A 21,282-nucleotide genomic window follows, 5' to 3' on the forward strand; every position below is an offset into this window, starting at 1 on the left:
AAAATTTAGCAAAACTTGGGAGGAACTTACTCATGGTTAAAGTAGGTATTAACGGTTTTGGACGTATTGGACGTAACGTATTCCGCGCAGCACTAAACAACAGCGAAGTGGAAATCGTAGCAATCAACGATTTGACTGACGTAAGCACTTTGGCTCACTTGCTTAAATACGACACAACTCATGGTCGTCTGGATGCAACTGTTGAACATAAAGAAGGCGCTCTTATCGTTAACGGCAAAGAAGTAAAAGTATTTGCTGAGCGTAACCCAGAAAACTTGCCTTGGGGACAACACGGCGTTGAAATCGTTGTTGAATCCACTGGTATCTTCACAGCGAAAGAAAAAGCAGAAGCTCACCTTAAAGGCGGAGCTAAAAAAGTTATCATCTCTGCTCCAGCTACAAACGAAGATATTACAATCGTTATGGGTGTTAACGAAGAGCAATATGACCCAGCTAACCACACTGTAATTTCTAACGCTTCTTGTACTACAAACTGCTTGGCGCCTTTCGCTAAAGTTCTTGACGAGTCCTTCGGTATCGTTAAAGGTATGATGACAACTGTTCACTCTTACACTAACGACCAACAAGTACTTGACCTGCCGCACAAAGACCTTCGTCGTGCTCGTGCAGCTGCTGAGAACATCATTCCTTCTACAACTGGTGCAGCAAAAGCAGTTAGCCTTGTATTGCCACAACTGAAAGGTAAACTGAACGGTATGGCTATGCGCGTTCCTACTAAGAACGTATCCGTAACAGACCTGGTTGTTGAACTTGGTAAAAACGTAACTGTTGATGAAGTAAATGCAGCTTTGAAAGAAGCAGCTAACGGTCCACTTAAAGGAATCATGAACTTCTCTGAAGAGCCGCTTGTATCCAGCGACTACAACAGCGATCCAGCTTCTTCCACTATCGACAGCCTGTCCACTATGGTAGTTGGCGATAACATGGTTAAAGTTGTATCTTGGTACGACAACGAGTGGGGTTACTCCAACCGTGTAGTTGACCTTGCTGCTTTCATCGCTAAAAAAGGTCTGTAAGTATAACACAAGGGCTTTCATAAGCCTGATGTGAATCCAGGTGAAGAGGAGAACATTTATGTCTCTCCTCTTCATCATGGTTTTTATCTTTAATGCCAGAGAACCGGAGAAACCGGTCTATATAAATAGAGAGATATAAAGCACTATATTGCTGTTTGAATGAATGGACTATTGGGTTTCGCCTAATGGTTACTACACATAAGATATCAGCTATCTTTTTTAGATAGCACTTAGGAGGAACGTGGAGATGAACAAAAAAAGTGTACGTGATGTAGAAGTAACAGGAAAACGTGTGTTTGTTCGTGTCGATTTTAATGTACCGCTCGAAGATGGAAAGATTACTGACGATACTCGTATCCGTGAAACACTTCCAACTATTAAATACTTGGTAGAAAAAGGTGCGAAAGTAATTCTTGCAAGTCACATGGGTCGTCCTAAAGGTGAATTTGTTGATTCCCTTCGCTTGACACCTGCGGCTAACCGTCTATCTGAGCTGCTTGGCAAACCGGTTGCTAAAGCAGACGAAGCTATTGGAGACGCAGTAAAAGCAGAGATCGAAAAAATGAACAATGGCGATATTCTTGTACTTGAAAACGTCCGTTTCTACCCTGGAGAAGAGAAAAATGATCCAGAACTAGCAAAACAATTTGCTGATCTGGCTGACCTTTTCGTAAATGATGCATTTGGTGCTGCTCACCGTGCACATGCATCGACAGAAGGTATTGCTCATCATCTTCCAGCCGTTTCGGGTCTTTTGATGGAGAAAGAACTTGATGTTCTTGGTAAAGCATTAACTACACCAGAACGTCCTTTCACTGCAATCATTGGCGGATCTAAAGTTAAAGACAAAATCGATGTTATCGATAACTTGCTTAACCTTGCTGACAATGTACTTATCGGTGGAGGTCTCACTTATACGTTCTTCAAAGCACAAGGTCATGAAATCGGTAAGTCTTTGCTTGATGATTCCAAACTGGATGTAGCTCTTGGATTTATCGAAAAAGCGAAGAAACTAGGTAAGAACTTCCTTCTTCCTGAAGATATCGTAATCACGAAGGAATTTAGTGCGGATGCAGAAACGAGAACAGTTGATATTGATCAAATTCCTGCGGATTGGGAAGGTATTGATATTGGACCAAAAACTCGTGCGAAATATGCTGAAGTTATTAAAAATTCCAAACTGGTTGTATGGAACGGACCAATGGGTGTTTTTGAAATCGAGCCATTCTCTCACGGTACTCGTGAAGTAGCAGAAGCTTGTGCATCAACAGAAGGATACACAATCATTGGTGGAGGAGATTCTGCAGCAGCAGCTGAGAAATTCCATCTTGCTGAAAAAATGAACCACATCTCAACTGGTGGCGGTGCTTCCCTCGAATTTATGGAAGGTAAAGAGCTTCCTGGTGTTGTGGCATTGAACGATAAATAAAAAATAATTGGATATAAGAGGAGGAGCGTACGATATGAGTAGAACTCCGATCATCGCAGGTAACTGGAAGATGTTCAAAACCGTACCTGAATCCACTTCGTTTATTGAAGCGGTAAAAGGGCAAGCTGAAGTAGAGGGTGTAGAAAGCGTAATTTGCGCTCCATTCACCAATCTTCCAGCTTTGGTTGAAGCAGTAAAAGGAACAAACATTAAAATTGGTGCTCAAAACCTTCATTTCGAAGATAATGGTGCATTCACTGGTGAAATCAGCGGCGTTATGCTGAAAGATCTGGGTGTAGATTACGTTGTAATTGGGCACTCTGAGCGTCGTCAGTACTTTAATGAAACTGATGAAACAGTAAACAAAAAAGTTCATGCTGCATTCCGTCATGGTCTTACTCCAATCGTATGTGTGGGTGAGAAACTGGAAGAGCGTGAAGCGGACCAAACGAAAGATGTATGTAAAGTGCAAACGGAAGCTGCATTTGCTGGACTAGCTGCTGATCAAGCAGCAAAAGTAGTAGTAGCTTATGAGCCAATCTGGGCAATTGGAACAGGTAAATCTTCCACTTCCCAAGATGCAAACGAAGTTATTGCATACATTCGCGGCGTGATTAAAGATCTATACAATGAAGAGGTTGCAAGTGCAGTTCGTATTCAATACGGCGGCAGTGTAAAACCTGAGAACGTAACCGAATATCTCGGTCAAAGCGATATCGATGGGGCACTTGTTGGCGGAGCAAGCCTTCAACCTGAATCCTACATCGCGCTCGTTCAGGGGGCGAAGTAAGATGACTGCACCAAAACCAGTAGCACTGATCATTATGGACGGTTTCGGACTTCGAAACACCGATGTAGGTAACGCGGTAGCTCAAGCCAAAAAACCAAACTACGATCGCTATATGGCAAAATATCCGCATACTACACTTACTGCAAGTGGAGAAGCGGTTGGATTGCCTGAAGGACAAATGGGGAACTCAGAAGTAGGACACTTGAATATCGGTGCAGGTCGTATCGTATATCAAGATCTTACTCGGATTTCTAAATCCATTCGTGATGGTGAGTTTTTTGACAATGAAACACTTGTAAATGCTGTACGTGCTGCGAAGCAAACAGGCAAAAAACTTCACTTGTATGGTCTTTTGTCTGACGGTGGAGTACACAGTCACATTAAGCATATGTTTGCCATGCTGGACCTGGCTAAGAAGGAAGAAATGGACGAAGTTTATATCCATGCTTTCCTCGATGGTCGTGATGTTTCCCCGAATAGCGGTATTAAATTCCTTGAGGAGTTAAACGCTAAAATCGAGGAAGTGGGTATTGGTAAAATTGCGACTGTTCAAGGTCGTTATTACGCAATGGACCGTGACAAACGCTGGGAACGTGTTGAGAAATCTTACCGTGCAATCGTGTACGGAGATGGACCTAAATACACGGATCCGATGCTTGCGGTTAAGGAATCTTACGAAAAATCAGTTTATGATGAGTTCGTAGAACCAACGGTAATTGTAAAAGATGATGGAAATCCAGTCGGGCTTGTAGAAAGCGGCGACTCGGTAGTCTTCTTGAACTTCCGTCCTGACCGTGCTATTCAATTGTCTCAAGTATTCACAAACCAAGACTTCCGCGGTTTCGATCGTGGTGATAAATGGCCTCAAGGGCTGCACTTCGTATGTTTGACACTGTTCAGTGAAACAGTAGATGGATACGTTGCATACACACCGAAGAACCTTGATAATACTCTCGGTGAAGTACTGGTTCAGAACAACAAGAAACAATTGCGTATTGCTGAAACCGAGAAGTATCCGCATGTAACGTTCTTCTTCAGTGGCGGACGTGATGTAGAACTTCCAGGTGAAACTCGTATCCTGATCAACTCTCCTAAGGTTGCAACTTATGACCTCAAACCAGAAATGAGTGCATATGAAGTAGCTGACGCTTGCGTTAAAGAGATTGAAGCAGACAAACACGATGCAATCATTTTGAACTTTGCAAACCCTGATATGGTAGGACACTCCGGTATGCTGGAACCAACCATTCGTGCGGTGGAAGCAACGGATGAGTGCATGGGACGTGTTGTTGAAGCTGTACTTGCAAAAGGCGGCGTGGTTCTGATCACTGCTGACCATGGTAATGCAGATATGGTATTTGACGAAAACGGAAATCCGTTTACGGCACATACAACAAACCCAGTACCTTTCATCGTTACTTCTGAAAATGTAGAGCTTCGTGATGGTGGAATTCTTGCAGACATTGCTCCTACAATTCTTGACTTGATGGAACTACCGCAACCAGCGGAAATGACCGGAAAATCCGTCATTTCAAGACGCAAATAGGCTGTTAAAAGAACTTATTTGCAATTGTATGCCTGACTTTGTTTTAATAAGAGATATAAGGCCTAGCTAGCCAAACAATAGATTCGAAACAAAAGGAGATTATTACACATGACTATTATTTCTGATGTATATGCACGCGAAGTCCTTGACTCCCGTGGTAACCCAACAGTAGAAGTTGAGGTTTATCTTGAATCCGGCGCAATCGGCCGCGCAATCGTTCCATCCGGTGCTTCCACTGGAGCTCACGAAGCAGTTGAACTTCGTGATGGCGACAAAGATCGTTACCTTGGTAAAGGCGTTCTGAACGCTGTTAAAAACGTAAACGAAAAAATCGCTCCAGAAGTAATCGGTATGGATGCTCTTGATCAGCTTGGTATCGACAAACTGATGATTTCTTTGGATGGTACTCCAAACAAAGCTAAATTCGGTGCGAACGCAATTCTTGCAGTATCTATGGCTGTAGCTCGTGCTGCTGCTGACGCTCTTGACCTGCCACTGTATGTTTACCTTGGTGGATTCAACGCGAAACAACTTCCAGTTCCTATGATGAACATCGTTAACGGTGGCGAACATGCCGACAACAACGTTGACGTACAAGAGTTCATGATCCTGCCTGTAGGTGCTCCTTCTTTCAAAGAAGCTCTTCGTACAGGTGCTGAAATCTTCCACAGCTTGAAATCTGTTCTGAAAGCTAAAGGACTGAACACAGCTGTAGGTGACGAAGGTGGTTTCGCTCCTAACTTTACTTCCAACGAAGACGCTCTTGGCGCAATCATGGAAGCTATCGAAAAAGCAGGATACAAACCAGGTGAAGACGTTCTTCTTGGTATGGACGTTGCTTCTACTGAGTTCTACAAAGATGGTAAATACACACTTGCTGGCGAAGGTAAATCCTTCACTTCTGCTGAGTTTGTAGACCTTCTTGCTTCTTGGGTTGAAAAATATCCAATCGTTACAATTGAAGATGGTTGCTCCGAGGATGACTGGGAAGGTTGGAAACTCCTCACTGAAAAATTGGGAGACAAAATCCAACTCGTTGGTGACGACTTGTTCGTTACAAACACTGAGCGCCTGAAAAAAGGTATCGATGAAAAAATCGGTAACTCCATCCTTATCAAAGTTAACCAAATCGGTACGCTTACTGAAACTTTCGATGCAATCGAAATGGCTAAACGTGCAGGTTACACAGCTGTTATCTCCCACCGTTCCGGTGAGTCCGAAGACAGCACAATTGCGGACATCGCAGTTGCAACAAATGCAGGACAAATCAAAACGGGTGCACCTTCCCGTACAGACCGTATCGCAAAATACAACCAATTGCTTCGTATCGAAGACCAACTGGGTGAACTTGCTCAATACAACGGCCTGAACTCTTTCTACAACTTGAAAAAATAATAAGCATACTGCTTATTTCTTAAAGAGCCGATCCTGATGGATCGGCTCTTTTTTTTTATTTCGGTAACCGATATATAGATAAAGAAGGAAAGGAGGAAGATTATAATGGATATTGCAGCATTATCAATGGCTATGTCTCAAGCATCTGTTCAGCAGGCTGCTTCGCTGCAAGTGATGGGAATGGCAAAGAATCAAACGGAAATGAACGGTCAGCAAATGGTGCAAATGTTGAATTCAGCTGCACCGGCTCCCCATCCAACATCAGGGAGTATGATTGATATCAAGGTTTAATGATTGCTAATTCCATCTCCTGTATGATACAATAGGAATACTGTTTATCAGCGTGTGATGTATACGCACAATTTTTTTAGGAGGTGGAAGTTATGGAACTCGTTTTGAAATTGCTTCTCGTTATTTTTGCCATCGGTGTTATTGTCGTTGTCCTTCTTCAACAAGGGAAAAGCGCAGGTCTTTCTGGTGCCATCTCCGGCGGTGCGGAACATCTATTTGGCAAGTCCAAAGCACGCGGTATGGAACTCGTTCTTGAGCGGATTACGGTAGGTTTTGCTATCGGATTTATGGTTCTTGCCATTTTAGTTGCTGTAGTCCAGTAAGATTTCTTAGATAACTAACTCAGCCTTCGTTCCGTGAGGAACGGAGGCTTTTTAATATACAGATTTTGTTGTGATTGCCCTTACGGGGGCTTGTTTTACGGTAATGAGAAAGTTTAGATTAATTTGGTGTATACTAGGGTAAGATTTTACTAATGCTTAGTGATGGCAGTGACCCTGGAAAATGGAACATATGAAGCCATCTTGACCTGACTTGTCATTTCCGATTTTGAATTAAATTTTATACATAAAGACCTACTTTTATGTTTCCTAGAGGTGAACCTAATGATAACAGAACAGCAATTACTCGATTTCATGCATGAAACGGCCTACAAGCCAATGACTTATCAGGAACTGGAACAGCATTTTCACATTGAAGATGCTGCTGAGTTCAAAGAATTTCTTAAAATGCTCAATCATCTAGAAGATGAAGGGAAGATTGTACTTACCAGTGCAAACCGCTATGGTGTACCTGGACGGATGCAAATGGTTCGTGGACGACTGCAAGCGCATGCCAAAGGGTTTGCATTCCTTATTCCTGAAGATCGCGAGCATCCGGATGTTTATATCCATGCCAATGATTTAAAAAGTTCCATGAACGGAGATACCGTTCTTGTTCGTGTAACTTCAAAAGGGCCAGAGGGCGGCCGACTTGAAGGAGAAGTCGTTCGCATTGTGAAACGTGCCATTACCCAAGTAGTGGGTGTATTCCAAAATCATGAGGTATACGGCTTTGTTATCCCAGATGACAAGCGGATCAATCGGGATATCTTTATTCCTCGCGGAAGTTTTCTAGGTGCAGTAGATGGCCAGAAAGTGGTTGTGAAGATTGTAAGTTATCCAGAAGGCCGTGCAGCGGCAGAGGGCGAAGTCATTGAAGTCCTCGGTCACAAGGACGATCCAGGTATTGATATTTTATCTGTTATCCGTAAGCATCAACTTCCAGAAGGATTCCCTGAAGAAGTGATGGCAGAAGCAGAGCAAGTGCCTGAGTCCATTACAGAAGAGGAAATTGCTCGTCAGGGACGCCGTGACCTGCGCGGTCTGAACATTGTTACCATTGATGGTGAGGATGCAAAAGACTTGGATGATGCAGTAAACGTAGAGCGTCTTCCGAACGGACATTACCGGCTCGGCGTTCATATTGCAGACGTAGGGTATTATGTACCTGAAAATTCAAAGCTTGATCAGGAAGCTTACAATCGCGGATGCAGTGTGTACTTAGTAGACCGAGTTATTCCGATGCTTCCTAAACGCTTGTCGAACGGCATCTGTAGTTTGAACCCACAGGTGGATCGTCTCACCATGTCTTGTGTTATGGAGTTTAACGAGCAGATGAAGGTCGTTAATCATGATATATTTACAAGTGTTATCAAGACCAAAGAGCGGATGACTTACAAAAATGTATATAAAATTCTGGAGGAAGAAGATCCAGAACTGATTGAACGTTATAGCGACTTGGTAGACGACTTCAAACTGATGAAGGAAATCGCCATGAAGCTTCGTAATATGCGGATGCGCCGCGGTGCTGTTGATTTTGATTTTGAAGAAAGCAAAATTATCGTTGACGAAGAAGGTAAGCCGGTAGATATCGTGAAGAGAGAGCGGACAGTAGCTGAACAGATCATCGAAGAATTCATGCTCGCTGCCAATGAGACGGTTGCAGAACATTTCCACTGGCTAAAAGTGCCGTTCATCTATCGTGTTCATGAAGACCCAGATCAAGAGAAATTGCAAAATTTCCTTGCCTTTGCTTCGAATTTTGGATATCAAGTGAAGGGACGCGGCAATGCAATTCATCCGAGAGCACTGCAATCGCTTCTTGAAGATATTCAAGGAACCAAAGAGCAGACGGTGATCAGCACAATGATGCTCCGGTCTATGAAACAAGCGAAGTACGATTCCGAGATGTCTGGACACTTTGGCCTTGCGGCTGATTTCTATAGCCACTTTACATCGCCAATTCGTCGTTATCCGGATCTAGTCATTCACCGTGTAATGCGTGAAGTGCTTGAGAACAACGGTGCGCTTAGTGAACAGCGTCAGGAATACTTGGCTAGCCGCATGCAGGATATTGCTCAGCAGTCTTCCGAACGGGAACGTGTTGCGGTAGAGGCAGAGCGTGACACAGAGAAAATGAAGAAAGCGGAGTTCATGCTTGATAAGGTCGGCGAAGTATTTGAAGGTATGATCAGCAGTGTAACCAGCTTCGGGATGTTTATTGAACTGGAGAATACAGTAGAAGGTCTGATCAGACTGAGCATGCTTACGGATGATTATTATCATTTTGATGATCAGCATATGGCTCTCATTGGAGAGCGCACGTCGAAGGTATTCCGTATCGGTGATGAGCTCGAGATCCGTGTGGCTCGCGTAAATATGGATGATTATACGATCGACTTTGAGATGCTAGATATGAAACCACGTCAAGGACGTCCAAGTGGCAGCCAAGGCGGTCCACGCGGGGGCCGTGGAGGTCAGCGTAATGATGGACGCAGTGGAGGCCGCAGCGGCAACCGGGAAGGTCAGCGTGGACGGGGTACAGAGACAGGAAGCAAGGATGAGAAACGCGGTACCAAAAATATCACTGCAAATGCAGGCGGTAATGCAAATCGTGGTAAAGACAGTGGACGTAGTGGACGTAGTGGACGTGACAATAAAACGAACCCTCGTTCATCGGATCGTCCAAGCTTTGGATTTGGATCTGGCAAAGGTGGATATAGCTCGGCTGGATCGTCCTCTAGTTCAAGTTCATCTCTCTCTGAAAGCCGTGGCGGCTATAAGCAAGGCAAAGGCCGTAAAAAGAAAACTACCCAAAGCGGAATTTTCATCGGCAATCCGAATTCCAGTGATCAAACGGTGAATCCACCAGTAGCAGAGGGTGAATCCGCAGCTGGCAAGCGGAAACGAAATAAAAACAAAGGCGATAACAAGAACGGGATGGCCGCATTTGTACGTAAGAAGAAAAAATAACCCCTCTTCTTAACAACAGAGCAGCTTACAATAAGCGGATGTCTCTATAAGAATGGGTTAATCAAAAAAGCTGGCACAGAGGTCCTTAAAACAGGATCTTCGTGTCAGCTTTTTTTATGTGAAAAGGCCCTACGTTGGACAGCAAGCTAAATGCTTCGATGCAGCTTACTATAATCAGCCGGGGCAATGCCATAGATTTTCTTAAATGTTTTACTGAAATGAGGGTAGTCGGCGTAACCTACTCGTTCACATATTTCGGAGGCGCTGTGGAGCTGCCCGTCAAGTAGTAGCTTCGCTTTTTCCATACGTAGCCGAGTAAGGTACTGCACATAACTAGTTCCGGTCTCTTCTTTAAATAAACGACTGAAATAGGTGACCGACATACCCGCAATATCAGCTGCGGCCTGAACAGATAGAGTGCTGTCGGATAGGTTTTCTTTTGTATACGTAATCGCTTTGGAGATGTGAGTCCGAGAGCCGAAATTTCGTGATGACTTCACCGCATGCAGCAAGACTTGAGTATAAGCTCTACACTGGGTCAGAACAGAAGAAGTATCCTTGATGTTCTCATCTGCATTAGCAGTTAACTCTCTATAGTTTGGATAATCTTGAAAAGGGAGCCCGCGATTCGTGAGTTCCATCGTTATTTTCTCATGCAATATGTTATTTAAAGTGGGTAGAGGAATTTCATCCGCGACCTCTTCTTCGTAATGGTGAACGAGCTTAAGAAGTAATTCGTCTACAGCTTTTTCATCCAAACGCCAAATCGAATCAGCTAATTCTAGTAGCAGCTCTTCGTGACTTAGGAACCACTGTCTATAATCCATCACTTTCCGTTTTTGTTTCTCTAATCGGTGATAGATGGCTGTAAGCGTCTGCTGAAACTTATCAGGGCTTACGGGCTTCAGCAAGAAGTCTTCTACCCCTAATCGCAGTGCACGCTGTGCATACTCAAATTCTCCATACCCAGAGATGACAAGAAAGAGAACATCGGGCCTTACTTGTCTTACTTTTTCAATGAAAGCAAGACCGTCCAGACCCGGCATACAGATGTCGGTAATGATGAGATCTGGATTCTCTTTCAGTAGTAAAAGTGCTTCCGCTCCATCTTCCGCTTCGCCTACGACACGGAAAGGATATTCCGAGGACTCTACCAGCTTCGCCAAACTGCGATGAATCATGTATTCATCATCTGCAATGATTACTTTATACATGAAAACTCCTCCTAAGTGTAAAGGTGGGATAGGCAGTGACCGTCTGGGCATTCATCTCAATAGAATCTAAAAAGTTTTGATCATTTCAATCGACGTGGAAGTCTAACTTCGATATGCGTACCCTCATGGTTAGATGAGGCAATATACAGCCCGTAAGCATCTCCAAAAGACAGACGAATTCGCTCGTGTACACTTGCGAGGCCAATACCATTTGATGCAATAGCCTGAGAAGCGGGTGCTTGTTGAAAATAGGCGTTTAACTGCTTCCGTTTTTCTTCACTCATTCCATGTCCCATGTCTTTCATGTGAAGAACATACCGATCTTCCTCTGTGCTCAGGGTAAGTCCTATATAGGCAGGCGGAAGGCGATGATTCTGATATCCATGAATAAAAGCATTCTCGGCCAGCGGCTGCAGCGTCAGACGTATCAGAAAGATGTGATGGAGCATTGATTCATCCAATGAATTAAGGTCTATATCGATCCTCAGTTTGCGGTACCTGGCCGCCTGAATATCCAAATACGCTCTAAGATGACCAATCTCCTCTCGGAGAGTAACGATTTGATGTGCATTTTTTAAATTGTAGCGGAAAAGATCCGCAAGAGAAGTGGTCATTTTGCTGATGACCTCATTGTTCTCGATGATCGCATGACTATTAATGACCTCTAGTGTGTTGTATAGAAAATGGGGGTTAATCTGTGATTGCATGGCCTGCAGAGCAGATTCTTTCTGAGCCAGTTCATGTTCCCGCTCCTTCAGCTTGGCAGACTGTACCTCTTTCACAAGTCGTTTTAACTCCCCGACCATATGGGCGTGACTTCGAAAAAGCTTTCCAATCTCATCGCGTCGCTCCGTCATTGTGGTAATGGGCAGCGAAAAGTCCCCCGTCTGGACCCTTTTCATTAACCTCTCTAGCAGCGACAAAGCACGGCTAATTTGGAGTGAAAATCCCCCTAGGATAAAGACAGTAACAATCATAATACATGCAAAAAAATATATTGCCGTAGCACGAAGGTCCAGTAGCTCACCAATCACGGCATCCTTAGGCTGTTCTAGAGCAACAACCCAGTCGGTCTGAGAAGAGTGCTCATACAATAAAATATTTTGAAGATCCGTTTCATATTCATGTAATAAACCTGTCTTGCTGGATGTAAGTTCATGAACAAGGGAGGGGGTAAGTGAAGTGCCAATTCTTGTCTGGTCTGGATGGTAAATGACCTGTCCACTGTGTGCATCGGTAATCCATATTTCAAGTTCATGGTGAGAGACATTTTTGCATATGCCTGCAATCTGGCTGAGATGGAGATCGACAATAAGCAAACCTTCAAACAGATAGCTCTGATTGCTCGAAATCTTTCGGGTCACAGTAAGGACGGGCTCAGAACCTACATAACGAATCCCCTCAATATGAAAATCGTCCATTTGATCCATTTTCCCTAGTAAAAGCCGATTCCGGTGCGTAATTTGATCCATATTCAGAAGTTCTGGAGCGCGGGTATAGTCACTAACAACAAAACCATTCTTCGCTACAAGGGACATGCCCACTACATCATCCCGACCGTATAGCATTTGGGCAAAGATCCCCTTTTCAATTGATTCAGATAATTTCAGATAGGCATAAGGAGACAGGCTGCGGCTATTAATGAGATTTTGAATGCTTGCGCCCGATAGAGAAGGATAGGTGGAGGTTTCAAGACCGGCAATGTACAAGTTTAAGTACTCTGTGGTCTGGGTCACGATCCGCTGGTTCGAAGCAATGGTTGATTCTTCAATGGTTTCCGTGGAGGCATTGTACCAATAGGTGCCGAGCAGAAAAACGGGCAGACAGACGAACAATAGGCTAATGGCAATGAGTTTTTTGTTGATGGTTAGATTCTTCAGCATGGACTGCTTGATCACTCCCTTGCCAAACTTCAGTGCAGGAAAAGACAACTGGAATACGAAAAACCATTCCACTTCAGTTTACAATATTTACAATATAAGATGTGGGATGGATCTAATATAACGGGGGGCGGTTTCATGGTCAAGCGTAAAGGAATGTCTGTACTCGTATGTATGCTGCTTGTGCTGACAGTATTCGCAGCAGGCTGCAGCAAAGGCGGAAGTGGTACTGCAAATTCACCGGGAGGAACAACAGAACCTAAGCCAGGCACAGATACACCAGCGCAGGAACAAACCGAGATTACCCTCGGTTATTATTCAGATGGAAAAAGTGACGCCAAGATGAAAGAACTCATCACTACATTTACGGATAAGCATCCTAACATTACTGTAAAAACACAAAGTGCACCGTATGGTCAGTTCTATCAAAAACTCGATACACAGATTGCGGCGGGTAAAGCCCCGGATGTGTGGTTATCAGACGGAGCACTTGTCATGAAGTATGCGGAACGCGGCACGCTGAAAGATGTGACGGAGTGGATCAACAAGGATCTGAATAAAGATGATTATTATGGCTTAGAGTTTAATAAAGATGCCGAAGGTCACTACTGGGGAATTCCCCAAGGAATTCAGATTGGTGTGCTGTATTACAACAAAGATCTTTTTGATAAAGCAGGTGTAAGTTATCCGGAGGATAGCTGGACCTGGGAAGATTTGAAGCTTGCCGCGGAAAAACTGACGGTAGATGCAAGTGGAAAGACAGCTGTCGATGCAAGTTTTGATGCAAACAGTGTAAGCCAGTTTGGTCTAACCTTTTTCAGTATTACCGAAGGTTGGTTCTCCGTACTGAAATCGTATGGCGGAGGTATTCTGGATGAGACAAATACAAAATCCATCGTAGATTCCCCAGAAAATAAGCAGGCAATGGACTGGATCGTAGATGGTATGAACAGAGGAATCTTTACGGATCCGGTTGATCTGAAAAGTTTCCAAAGCTCGATGGCCGTGTTCCCAAGCGGCTCTGCTGCGATGCGGATCGGAATTTATGCACGTGTTCAGGCAGCCAATGAAGCAGGACTTAATTATGATGTAGCGCTCCTTCCGACAGGTCCAGATGGCAAGCGTTTTGCTCCCGTTATTGCAAATTCATGGGTGATCAGCGCGAAGGCAGATGAAGCTAAGGCACAGGCGGCATGGGAGTGGATGAAATTCTGGGCAACGGAAGATGAAGTGCAAAAAGAGTGGGCAGCACTTGGCGAAGCCGTTCCAGTGAAAAAGTCGGTAGCAAACTCCGACGTATTCCTTACCTCAGGAGCAAACCCTGCGAATCGTCAGGCTTTCCTTGATAGCTTTGAGTTTGCCGGGACTCTTGATACGAATGCCGTTTGGGAAGAGTGGGTATCGAAGTTTAACGAAAATGCAGAGCGTGCCTTCCTTGGTGATACACCTGTGGAAGAGACACTGAAAAAAGCGAATGAAGATATACAGAAAGTGCTGGATGGTTTCTATCAGTAATAAACAGACAAAGGAGAGCCGCCCATGATCCCAAGTGAAACTCCTCCAGAAGTACAGAAGAAAAAGCGGAGGTTTCAGGCGGCGGGACGAAGCAGGTTATTGCGATCAGAAGGCAGGTGGGGACTCCTCATGGTGTCCCCCTATCTGATTCATTTTCTCGTCTTCGTGGCAGGACCGCTGGCTGTCTCCCTCTATTTCAGCTTCACAAAGTATGACATGTTAACTCCACCGAAGTGGATTGGACTAGGGAATTATGAGCAGTTATTTCAGGAACCTTTATTCTGGAAATCCCTATGGAACACCCTTTACTTTGCTATCCTTTTCGTGCCGATCCAGACGGTACTTGCGCTCATTCTTGCTGTGATGCTGAATCAGAAGCTGAAGGGACTAAAATTGTTCCGGATGGCTCACTTTATTCCGGTGATCTCTTCCTGGACGGTTATTCTTTATGTAGCTGATTCGATCTTTAACCCCCGTTTTGGGATTGCGAACTCGCTTCTCATAAAATGGGGCTTTGATCCGCAGCAGTGGCTGAACAGCGAAAAATGGGTTATTCCCCTGCTCGTTATCATTGCCGTATGGAAAGGAATCGGGTACATCATGATTCTATTTCTGGCAGGCCTCCAAAGTGTTCCCGGCGAGCTGTACCAAGCGGCAGAAATGGATGGAGCCGGTGCTTTTCGTAAATTCCGTGCCATTACGGTACCGCTTATATCACCTACCACGTTTCTTGTCATTATCCTAAGTACGATCTCTACGTTTCAGGCATTCGAACAAGTCTACGTCATGACAGGGGCCGGCGATATCTCTTCCGCAGGCGGACCTCGAAATGCGAGTCTTGTACTCATGCTGTATTTGTATAGAGAAGGATTCTCCTTCATGCATATGGGTTATGCCTCGGCGATCGCTTGGGTGCTGTTTATGATTTTGTTCAGCCTCACACTCATACAGATGAAAATGCAGAACCGGTGGGTGCACTACAATTGACTGCGGCTGGCCCTGTTTTTCTGTAAGAAAGGAAGTGGATACGGATGCCCGGTAAAAACCTGCGTAAAGCAGTTGCATATCTGGCTATTATTATCAGTTCGCTCGTTATGCTTGTCCCATTTGCCAAGGCTATACTTAATTCTCTAAAGACCTATAAGGAATATACAGCCGTACCGCCTACCTGGTTCCCGGACATCTTTCAGTGGTCAAACTATGCTGAAGTGCTGAAACTGGGGGATTTCGGAACTCAAACGATGAACAGCTTTATCGTATCTATACTCTCGGTCATTGGGACGCTGTTATCCTGCTCATTAGTCGGTTATGCGTTCGCGAGACTTCGGTTTCCAATGAAAAATATACTCTTTCTAATTGTACTCGGTACGATGATGATTCCGCCTGTGGTCATCATTATCCCGCACTTTATGATCTTTAACTCCATGAACATGCTAGATACACTAACCCCACTTTGGGTCATTGAATGGCTTGCTCAGCCTTTTGGCATCTTCTTAATGCGGCAGGCGTTTCTCGGGATCCCGGGGGAATATGAGGAATCGGCCAAAATGGAAGGGTGCAACCCGCTGCGGATTTACTGGCGGATCTACATGCCAATGAGCTTGCCTTCGCTTGCTACCCTCGCGATTTTTACATTTATGAGCAAGTGGAACGAGATTCTCGCTCCTTCCATTTACCTGAGTTCCAGTGAGAAGTTTACCCTTCCGATCGGGATCTTGGGGCTGAAAGGACAATGGGTGGGGAATGAGCAGTTGATGGTTGCTGCGGCACTGATGAGTTTGCTTCCGATCCTGCTTGTCTTCTTGTTTGCTGAGAAATATTTTGTGCAAAATCATTCGGCATCAGGGATTAAGTAGGCAGGGGTTATACCCGTCAGACCAAAAAGAAGGCTTGAAATCATATGTCGCTTCACACTAAGGAAGAAGAGGAGTGAGCGTGCTGATGAGTAATGAGCTTAAATATACAAGAAGGATACCACTGGCTGCTTTTAGTGGATCGTTGATAGATTACCCTCTGCGAGAAGCGATGGAAATTACGGCTGAGCTTGGATTCGATGGGATTGAAATTGCCTGCCGCTCTCCTCACCTTGGACTAGATACACCCCTGAAAGAGGTAAGTGAGTTAAGAGATTATGCAGCGGGGCTTGGACTTTGCATCCCGGCACTGGCAGGATACACCGGCCACTTCTCCACTCTAAATGATGAAGAATGTGAAGCTGCGCTGGAGGACTTTCGAAAGTTGCTTCGGATTGCCGAGGTGTTGTCTGTCCCTTGCATTCGGGTTTTTCCGGGAGGACCTAATGCGTTCTTGGCAGAGGATCAGCATTATGAGAGAGCGGCTCATTATTTACGGAAATGTATCGCAGAAGCGGAAGAGTCCGGAATTCGGCTGCTAATTGAGATTCACAATCAAACCTTAGTGGAAGATGCAGATAGTGCGCTCCGGCTGCTAGAGCTAACAGGTGGATCAGGGCTTGGTTTTATCCATGACGCAGGCAATATGTATATTTCGGGTGTGGACTATGGGGAAGCGTCCGTGCGTAAGCTTGGAAGTCATCTGAGCCATATTCATATAAAAGATGAGAAACGGATTGCAATAGAAGGTGCAGAAGGGTCTTTTAGCAATCGGACTCGGCATGGCATAGAGGCTTTTATGCAGTGCAGGCTAGGGGAAGGTTCCGTAGATCACCGGCCCATGCTGGCTGCTGTTCTGGAGAGCGGGTATGCCGGCTGGATCACACTGGAGTGCGCAGCCCCTTTTCCGCCGAAAGAACGGCTTGCTTATGATCTGACTGAGATCGAAAGACAGATTGAAGCTTTGAGAGAGGGCAAGAGAAGCAGTTCACTTGAATAGCTGAAATTAGCTCATGGTGGACCCATGCAGATGCAGGTAGAAGGAGGTAATTGTCCCATGACGTTTGGTAGCAAGAGAACAGAAACAGATGGAAAGGGTGATCATGGTTCCTTTGCTATAGCCGGATGTCAGCATCCCCATATTTCTATCTTTATAGAGGAAATGCAGGCACTCGGGCATCACTGTGCTGGGATATATGATGAAGGTGATCAAACGCTGGCAAGGAAGATAGCGGAGCAGTATCAGCTTCCTTTTGCGGATAGTGTGGAAGAACTGCTGGCGAATGAAGACGTAAAGTATATCGGTAGTTCTGCTATCAATAACGAGAAGATTCAAATTGCTGCTGCCTGTGAGCGGTATGGAAAACATCTGATGCTGGATAAGCCTGCTGTGGTAGACCAGGCAGGGCTAGATCAGCTGGAACAGATCACTCGCAGGGGGAAGATTCAGATCGGCATGCTGTTAACTGAGCGATACCGGCCGGCATTATATACGCTATATGATCTCATTCGTAAGGATGAGCTAGGACAAGTGGTCAGTATTACGATGCGAAAACCACATCGATTACGGCCTGATACCAGGCCCGATTGGCATTTTAGCAAGGAACAGTCCGGCGGGATTATGGTTGACCTGCTCATACATGATTTTGATCTCCTAAGATGGCTGACAGGACAGGAAGTAAGTGAAGTGAGCGGTAGGATGGGGAAACAGATCTTGCCGGAGTACCCCGAGTTCTACGATACGGCAGCGGTACAAGTAGAAATGGATCAAGGAACGATAGCACAGCTGTATGCTGACTGGCATGCACCTGAGAAATGCTGGACATGGGGCGACGGCCGCATTTTTGTAACAGGAACAAAAGGAAGTGCAGAGATTCGGCTTGCCGGGGACCCTGTCGTTTCGGCTGAGGAAGAATTGCTGCTTATGATGACCCATGAACAAGCGCTTGTGGAAGTTCCACTAAGAGCACCCGTAGCGACGTTGACGGAGGATTTTTTGAGACGTGTCCGAGGAGAATCGCATGATTTCACCCATCAAGATTTGCTCAAAGCAACGAAAGCAACTTTGCTTGCTGATGAGCAGGCCAAACGAGTGAAGTTCTCAAGATGAATCTCGCAATCATAATCTTAAAACCCGATCTAGCTAAAGGTGAGATCACAATGAATGGGACAGGGGGAAAATAAAGATGGTATCTAAGGTGGAACCACTAAGGTATGGAATTGTTGGCTGCGGGATTATTGCAGAAGTTCACGCAGCCGAGATGGTCAAAATACCAGAAGCGGAGCTAATCGCCGTATGTGATAGCAAGCCCGATCATGCAGCTAGGTTCTCAGCACAATATGGAGCGGCAGCGTACAGCGATCTCGATCAGTTGCTTGCAAGGAAGGATATTGAAGCGGTATGTATCTGTACCCCTAGCGGACTGCATGTCGAGCAAGTGATTCGTGCCGCGAAGGCAGGGAAGCATGTACTTTGTGAGAAGCCGATGGCCATTGAAATAAAAGGAATGGACCGGATGATTCAGACTTGCCGTGAGGCGGGTGTGAAGCTGGCCACTATTTTCCCAAGAAGAATGTCTCCCCAAGCACAATATGCGAAGCAGCTCATTGAACAGGGTGCTCTGGGCAGGCTTAGCTTATGTTCTGCTTACGTTAAAATTTATCGCAGTCAAGATTATTACGACAGCGCCGGCTGGCGGGGAACCTGGGAAATGGATGGCGGGGGAGCCATGATGAATCAGGGGATTCATACGGTCGATATGTTGCAGTGGCTTGCTGGGAGTGTCGTCTCATTGCAGGGGAAAGCTCGGAATGTACTTAGGAACATCGAGGTAGAGGATACGGCTATTACAATGCTTGAGTATGAGAGTGGAGCTATGGGTGTGCTAGAGATTACTACAACTGCCTTCAAAGGCAAAGGAATGCGAATTGAAATCTACGGTGAGAAAGGTTCGCTGATCATCGAAGAAGAAGATATTGTACAGCTGGAGATCGAAGGGCAGCAGGTTCAGCTTCCTGTATTCCCTCTATTTCAAGTAATTCCTGACGGACACCGGGAGCAGATCCGTGATCTCTGTTATGCGGTGCGTGAGCAGAGAGAGCCGATTATTACCGGAGAAGAAGGAAGACATTCGCTGGAGATTATTCTTGGAACGTATGCTTCTTCACGTCAGCAGGAAGAAATTCGGCTGAAAGAGTATTTCGCTGTGAGATAGGTGTGACAAGCAGGAGCGACTTTAAGAGAAAAGATGGGCCGGCAGAATGAATTCTCTGCGGTCCTTGGTTTATTTTTACGAGGAATTAGCAGGGAGGAGGAATGAAGACGAATGTAGAGGTTGCATAATAGGATTTCGATGCTTCAAAAAAGCTTGTTTGGGGTACAATGCATATAGAGGTTTGTTACCTTGATTTTGGGTCTGTATATTTGTTACAATGAAGACCGGAATAGAGTTAGCTAGCAATACCGTCCAGTGAATAAATGATCCTGAGAAGAGGTGAGAACATGGCGAAGAATACGGACAGTAAAGTGCTTGCGCAGAATAAAAAAGCTTCCCATGACTACTTTATCGAGGATACGTATGAAGCAGGGATGGTGTTGACCGGTACGGAGATTAAATCTCTGCGGAATGGTCGTGCGAATATAGGAGATGCCTTTGCGACGATTCGTAATGGTGAGATTCATATTCACAACATGCACATTAGTCCATTTGAGCAAGGGAACCGTAATAATCCGGATGACCCGACAAGAACGCGTAAGCTGCTTATGCATAAAGCGCAGATCCATAAACTCCTTGGATTATCCAAGCAGGATGGATACTCGATCGTACCACTCAAGATTTATATCAAGAATGGGTACGCGAAGCTGCTTCTTGGACTTGGTAAAGGTAAGAAGCAATATGATAAGCGGGATACTGCTGCGAAGCGGGATGCACAGCGTGACATTCAACGTGCACTGCGCGAGAAGCAGAAGATTGCCCGTTAAGATTTAAGGTTTATGGTATGAAGCTTCATATGGTAACTGTCTCCTTGTTTACCTGCAAGATGTAGGCTGCCATCTGTCGCATTATATATATTTTTGTGATATACTAAGTTTCGTACGAGAGAGGAACATACGATCTCGTGAAGACAAGTTTTTACTGCTTCTGATCATCCTTTTACCATGGAGGAAAAGGATGCGGAATAGATCTACTTTTGCTCAGGATCATGATCCGATCTATCCAAGGAAGCCCTTTTTATTAAGGGGGCGTTTATGGATTCGACGGGGATAGTTCGAGCATGGGTAGCGGGTAGTGGGGACGCGTCCGCTTCATCAACGCTAAAGCCTATTAAACGGCAAACAACAAAACAACTACGCTTTCGCAGCTTAATAACCTGTGAGCGTGCTCTTACTCTGTATCGCCCATGTACCGAGATAAGGGCTCAACTTTAGTGGGATACGCTGTCTAGTCTCCGCCTGCGGCTAGCTGAAGAAGACAACCAGGCTGACCTGAAGAGAATCCGGTAACGGGGAGTCTCTAGGGTGACATTAAATCTGTTACTACACCCGTAGAAGCCTATGTGGCGTTATCTTCGGACAGGGGTTCGACTCCCCTCGCCTCCATACATAAACCCAGCCCTAATGAGGGCTGGGTTTTTTAATTAATTATTGATTATTGATCAGAGGCTCACTCCGAAACGCATAGTTACCTCTTACCTCTGCATCCCAATTTGCAAAGATCTCTCTCTATTGAATTTCGAAAGGTTTGATTTTCGGCATTCTAATTAACAAATGTGTTAAGAGGAGAGAATCCCAGCCCAAATCCCAATATTGACGTCATACTAATAGTATGGGAATAACGAACTGGGAAAAAGTCGATCTATCTCAAGAATGGAGTGTCATTGTCTGCTGACCCATATTGGATTACTAGAGTAGAAGTCGTTTTGATTTTTTTAAAAAAAGTACTTGCATATTTTTTATTAAATATGGTATATTCTAATTCCGGCCAAGAAGTTAGCCAGTAAGCAACACACTGAATAACAAGCTTCGTAAATGAAGTTGA

18 protein-coding genes and 1 other RNA gene are annotated in these 21,282 nt (G+C 45.0%); 16 read left to right on the plus strand and 3 right to left on the minus strand.

Annotated features, from left to right (window positions below; translation table 11 throughout):
* Positions 1–32: 32 nt before the first annotated feature.
* The 8 genes from gap (at position 33) to rnr (ending at position 9,781) form a co-directional block, all read left to right on the plus strand.
* Complete coding sequence (gene gap, locus H9647_RS24160) at positions 33–1,037, plus strand: type I glyceraldehyde-3-phosphate dehydrogenase (protein WP_191804830.1); 1,005 nt, start codon at positions 33–35, stop codon at positions 1,035–1,037.
* A 247-nt stretch (positions 1,038–1,284) separates the two neighbouring features.
* The gene (locus tag H9647_RS24165) at positions 1,285–2,466 is read left to right on the plus strand and encodes a phosphoglycerate kinase (RefSeq protein ID WP_191804831.1); all 1,182 of its coding nucleotides are present in this window, start codon (positions 1,285–1,287) and stop codon (positions 2,464–2,466) included.
* A 34-nt stretch (positions 2,467–2,500) separates the two neighbouring features.
* Complete coding sequence (tpiA, locus tag H9647_RS24170) at positions 2,501–3,256, plus strand: triose-phosphate isomerase (RefSeq protein ID WP_191804832.1); 756 nt, start codon at positions 2,501–2,503, stop codon at positions 3,254–3,256.
* Between the two features lies 1 nt (position 3,257).
* Positions 3,258–4,802, plus strand: a complete 1,545-nt coding sequence (gene gpmI, locus H9647_RS24175; RefSeq protein ID WP_191804833.1) for a 2,3-bisphosphoglycerate-independent phosphoglycerate mutase — start codon at positions 3,258–3,260, stop codon at positions 4,800–4,802.
* 108 nt (positions 4,803–4,910) lie between these two features.
* The gene (eno, locus tag H9647_RS24180; protein ID WP_160036728.1) at positions 4,911–6,197 is read left to right on the plus strand and encodes a phosphopyruvate hydratase; all 1,287 of its coding nucleotides are present in this window, start codon (positions 4,911–4,913) and stop codon (positions 6,195–6,197) included.
* Between the two features lie 105 nt (positions 6,198–6,302).
* Complete coding sequence (locus tag H9647_RS24185) at positions 6,303–6,488, plus strand: YjfB family protein (RefSeq protein WP_191804834.1); 186 nt, start codon at positions 6,303–6,305, stop codon at positions 6,486–6,488.
* 92 nt (positions 6,489–6,580) lie between these two features.
* Positions 6,581–6,811 carry a preprotein translocase subunit SecG gene (gene secG / locus H9647_RS24190; RefSeq protein WP_191804835.1) on the plus strand — a complete coding sequence of 77 codons (231 nt, stop codon included), beginning with the start codon at positions 6,581–6,583 and terminating at the stop codon, positions 6,809–6,811.
* A 282-nt stretch (positions 6,812–7,093) separates the two neighbouring features.
* Positions 7,094–9,781, plus strand: a complete 2,688-nt coding sequence (rnr, locus tag H9647_RS24195) for a ribonuclease R (RefSeq protein ID WP_191804836.1) — start codon at positions 7,094–7,096, stop codon at positions 9,779–9,781.
* Between the two features lie 146 nt (positions 9,782–9,927).
* Here the strand turns inward: rnr and H9647_RS24200 are convergent, their stop codons facing one another.
* Positions 9,928–10,995 carry a response regulator transcription factor gene (locus H9647_RS24200; RefSeq protein ID WP_191804837.1) on the minus strand — a complete coding sequence of 356 codons (1,068 nt, stop codon included), beginning with the start codon at positions 10,993–10,995 and terminating at the stop codon, positions 9,928–9,930.
* 80 nt (positions 10,996–11,075) lie between these two features.
* Positions 11,076–12,950: a histidine kinase gene (locus H9647_RS26255; RefSeq protein WP_191804838.1), complete on the minus strand. Its 1,875-nt coding sequence runs from the start codon at positions 12,948–12,950 to the stop codon at positions 11,076–11,078.
* A gap of 63 nt (positions 12,951–13,013) precedes the next feature.
* On the opposite strand from H9647_RS26255, the gene H9647_RS24210 reads away from it, so the two are divergent.
* The 8 genes from H9647_RS24210 (at position 13,014) to ssrA (ending at position 20,846) form a co-directional block, all read left to right on the plus strand.
* Positions 13,014–14,390, plus strand: a complete 1,377-nt coding sequence (locus tag H9647_RS24210) for an ABC transporter substrate-binding protein (RefSeq protein ID WP_191804839.1) — start codon at positions 13,014–13,016, stop codon at positions 14,388–14,390.
* 24 nt (positions 14,391–14,414) lie between these two features.
* Complete coding sequence (locus tag H9647_RS24215; protein WP_191804840.1) at positions 14,415–15,377, plus strand: carbohydrate ABC transporter permease; 963 nt, start codon at positions 14,415–14,417, stop codon at positions 15,375–15,377.
* A gap of 44 nt (positions 15,378–15,421) precedes the next feature.
* A complete protein-coding gene (locus H9647_RS24220; RefSeq protein ID WP_191804841.1) occupies positions 15,422–16,246 on the plus strand; it encodes a carbohydrate ABC transporter permease in 825 nt (274 codons plus the stop codon).
* 85 nt (positions 16,247–16,331) lie between these two features.
* Positions 16,332–17,243, plus strand: a complete 912-nt coding sequence (locus H9647_RS24225) for a sugar phosphate isomerase/epimerase family protein (protein WP_225229547.1) — start codon at positions 16,332–16,334, stop codon at positions 17,241–17,243.
* 57 nt (positions 17,244–17,300) lie between these two features.
* Entirely contained in the window at positions 17,301–18,353 is a 1,053-nt protein-coding gene (locus H9647_RS24230; protein WP_191804842.1) for a Gfo/Idh/MocA family protein, read from the plus strand.
* A gap of 76 nt (positions 18,354–18,429) precedes the next feature.
* Positions 18,430–19,458 carry a Gfo/Idh/MocA family protein gene (locus H9647_RS24235; protein WP_191804843.1) on the plus strand — a complete coding sequence of 343 codons (1,029 nt, stop codon included), beginning with the start codon at positions 18,430–18,432 and terminating at the stop codon, positions 19,456–19,458.
* A gap of 287 nt (positions 19,459–19,745) precedes the next feature.
* Positions 19,746–20,225 (plus strand): SsrA-binding protein SmpB, encoded by a 480-nt coding sequence (gene smpB / locus H9647_RS24240; RefSeq protein WP_191804844.1) that lies wholly within the window; start codon positions 19,746–19,748, stop codon positions 20,223–20,225.
* 257 nt (positions 20,226–20,482) lie between these two features.
* Positions 20,483–20,846, plus strand: a transfer-messenger RNA (tmRNA) gene (gene ssrA / locus H9647_RS24245).
* 253 nt (positions 20,847–21,099) lie between these two features.
* Here ssrA and H9647_RS25905 read toward each other — a convergent pair.
* On the minus strand, positions 21,100–21,282 hold a 183-nt coding region (locus tag H9647_RS25905; protein ID WP_225229548.1), incomplete at its 5' end, for a hypothetical protein.

Origin of the sequence: Paenibacillus gallinarum (assembly GCF_014836635.1) — a bacterium.
In the GTDB taxonomy this organism is placed as follows: Bacteria; Bacillota; Bacilli; order Paenibacillales; family Paenibacillaceae; genus Paenibacillus; species Paenibacillus gallinarum.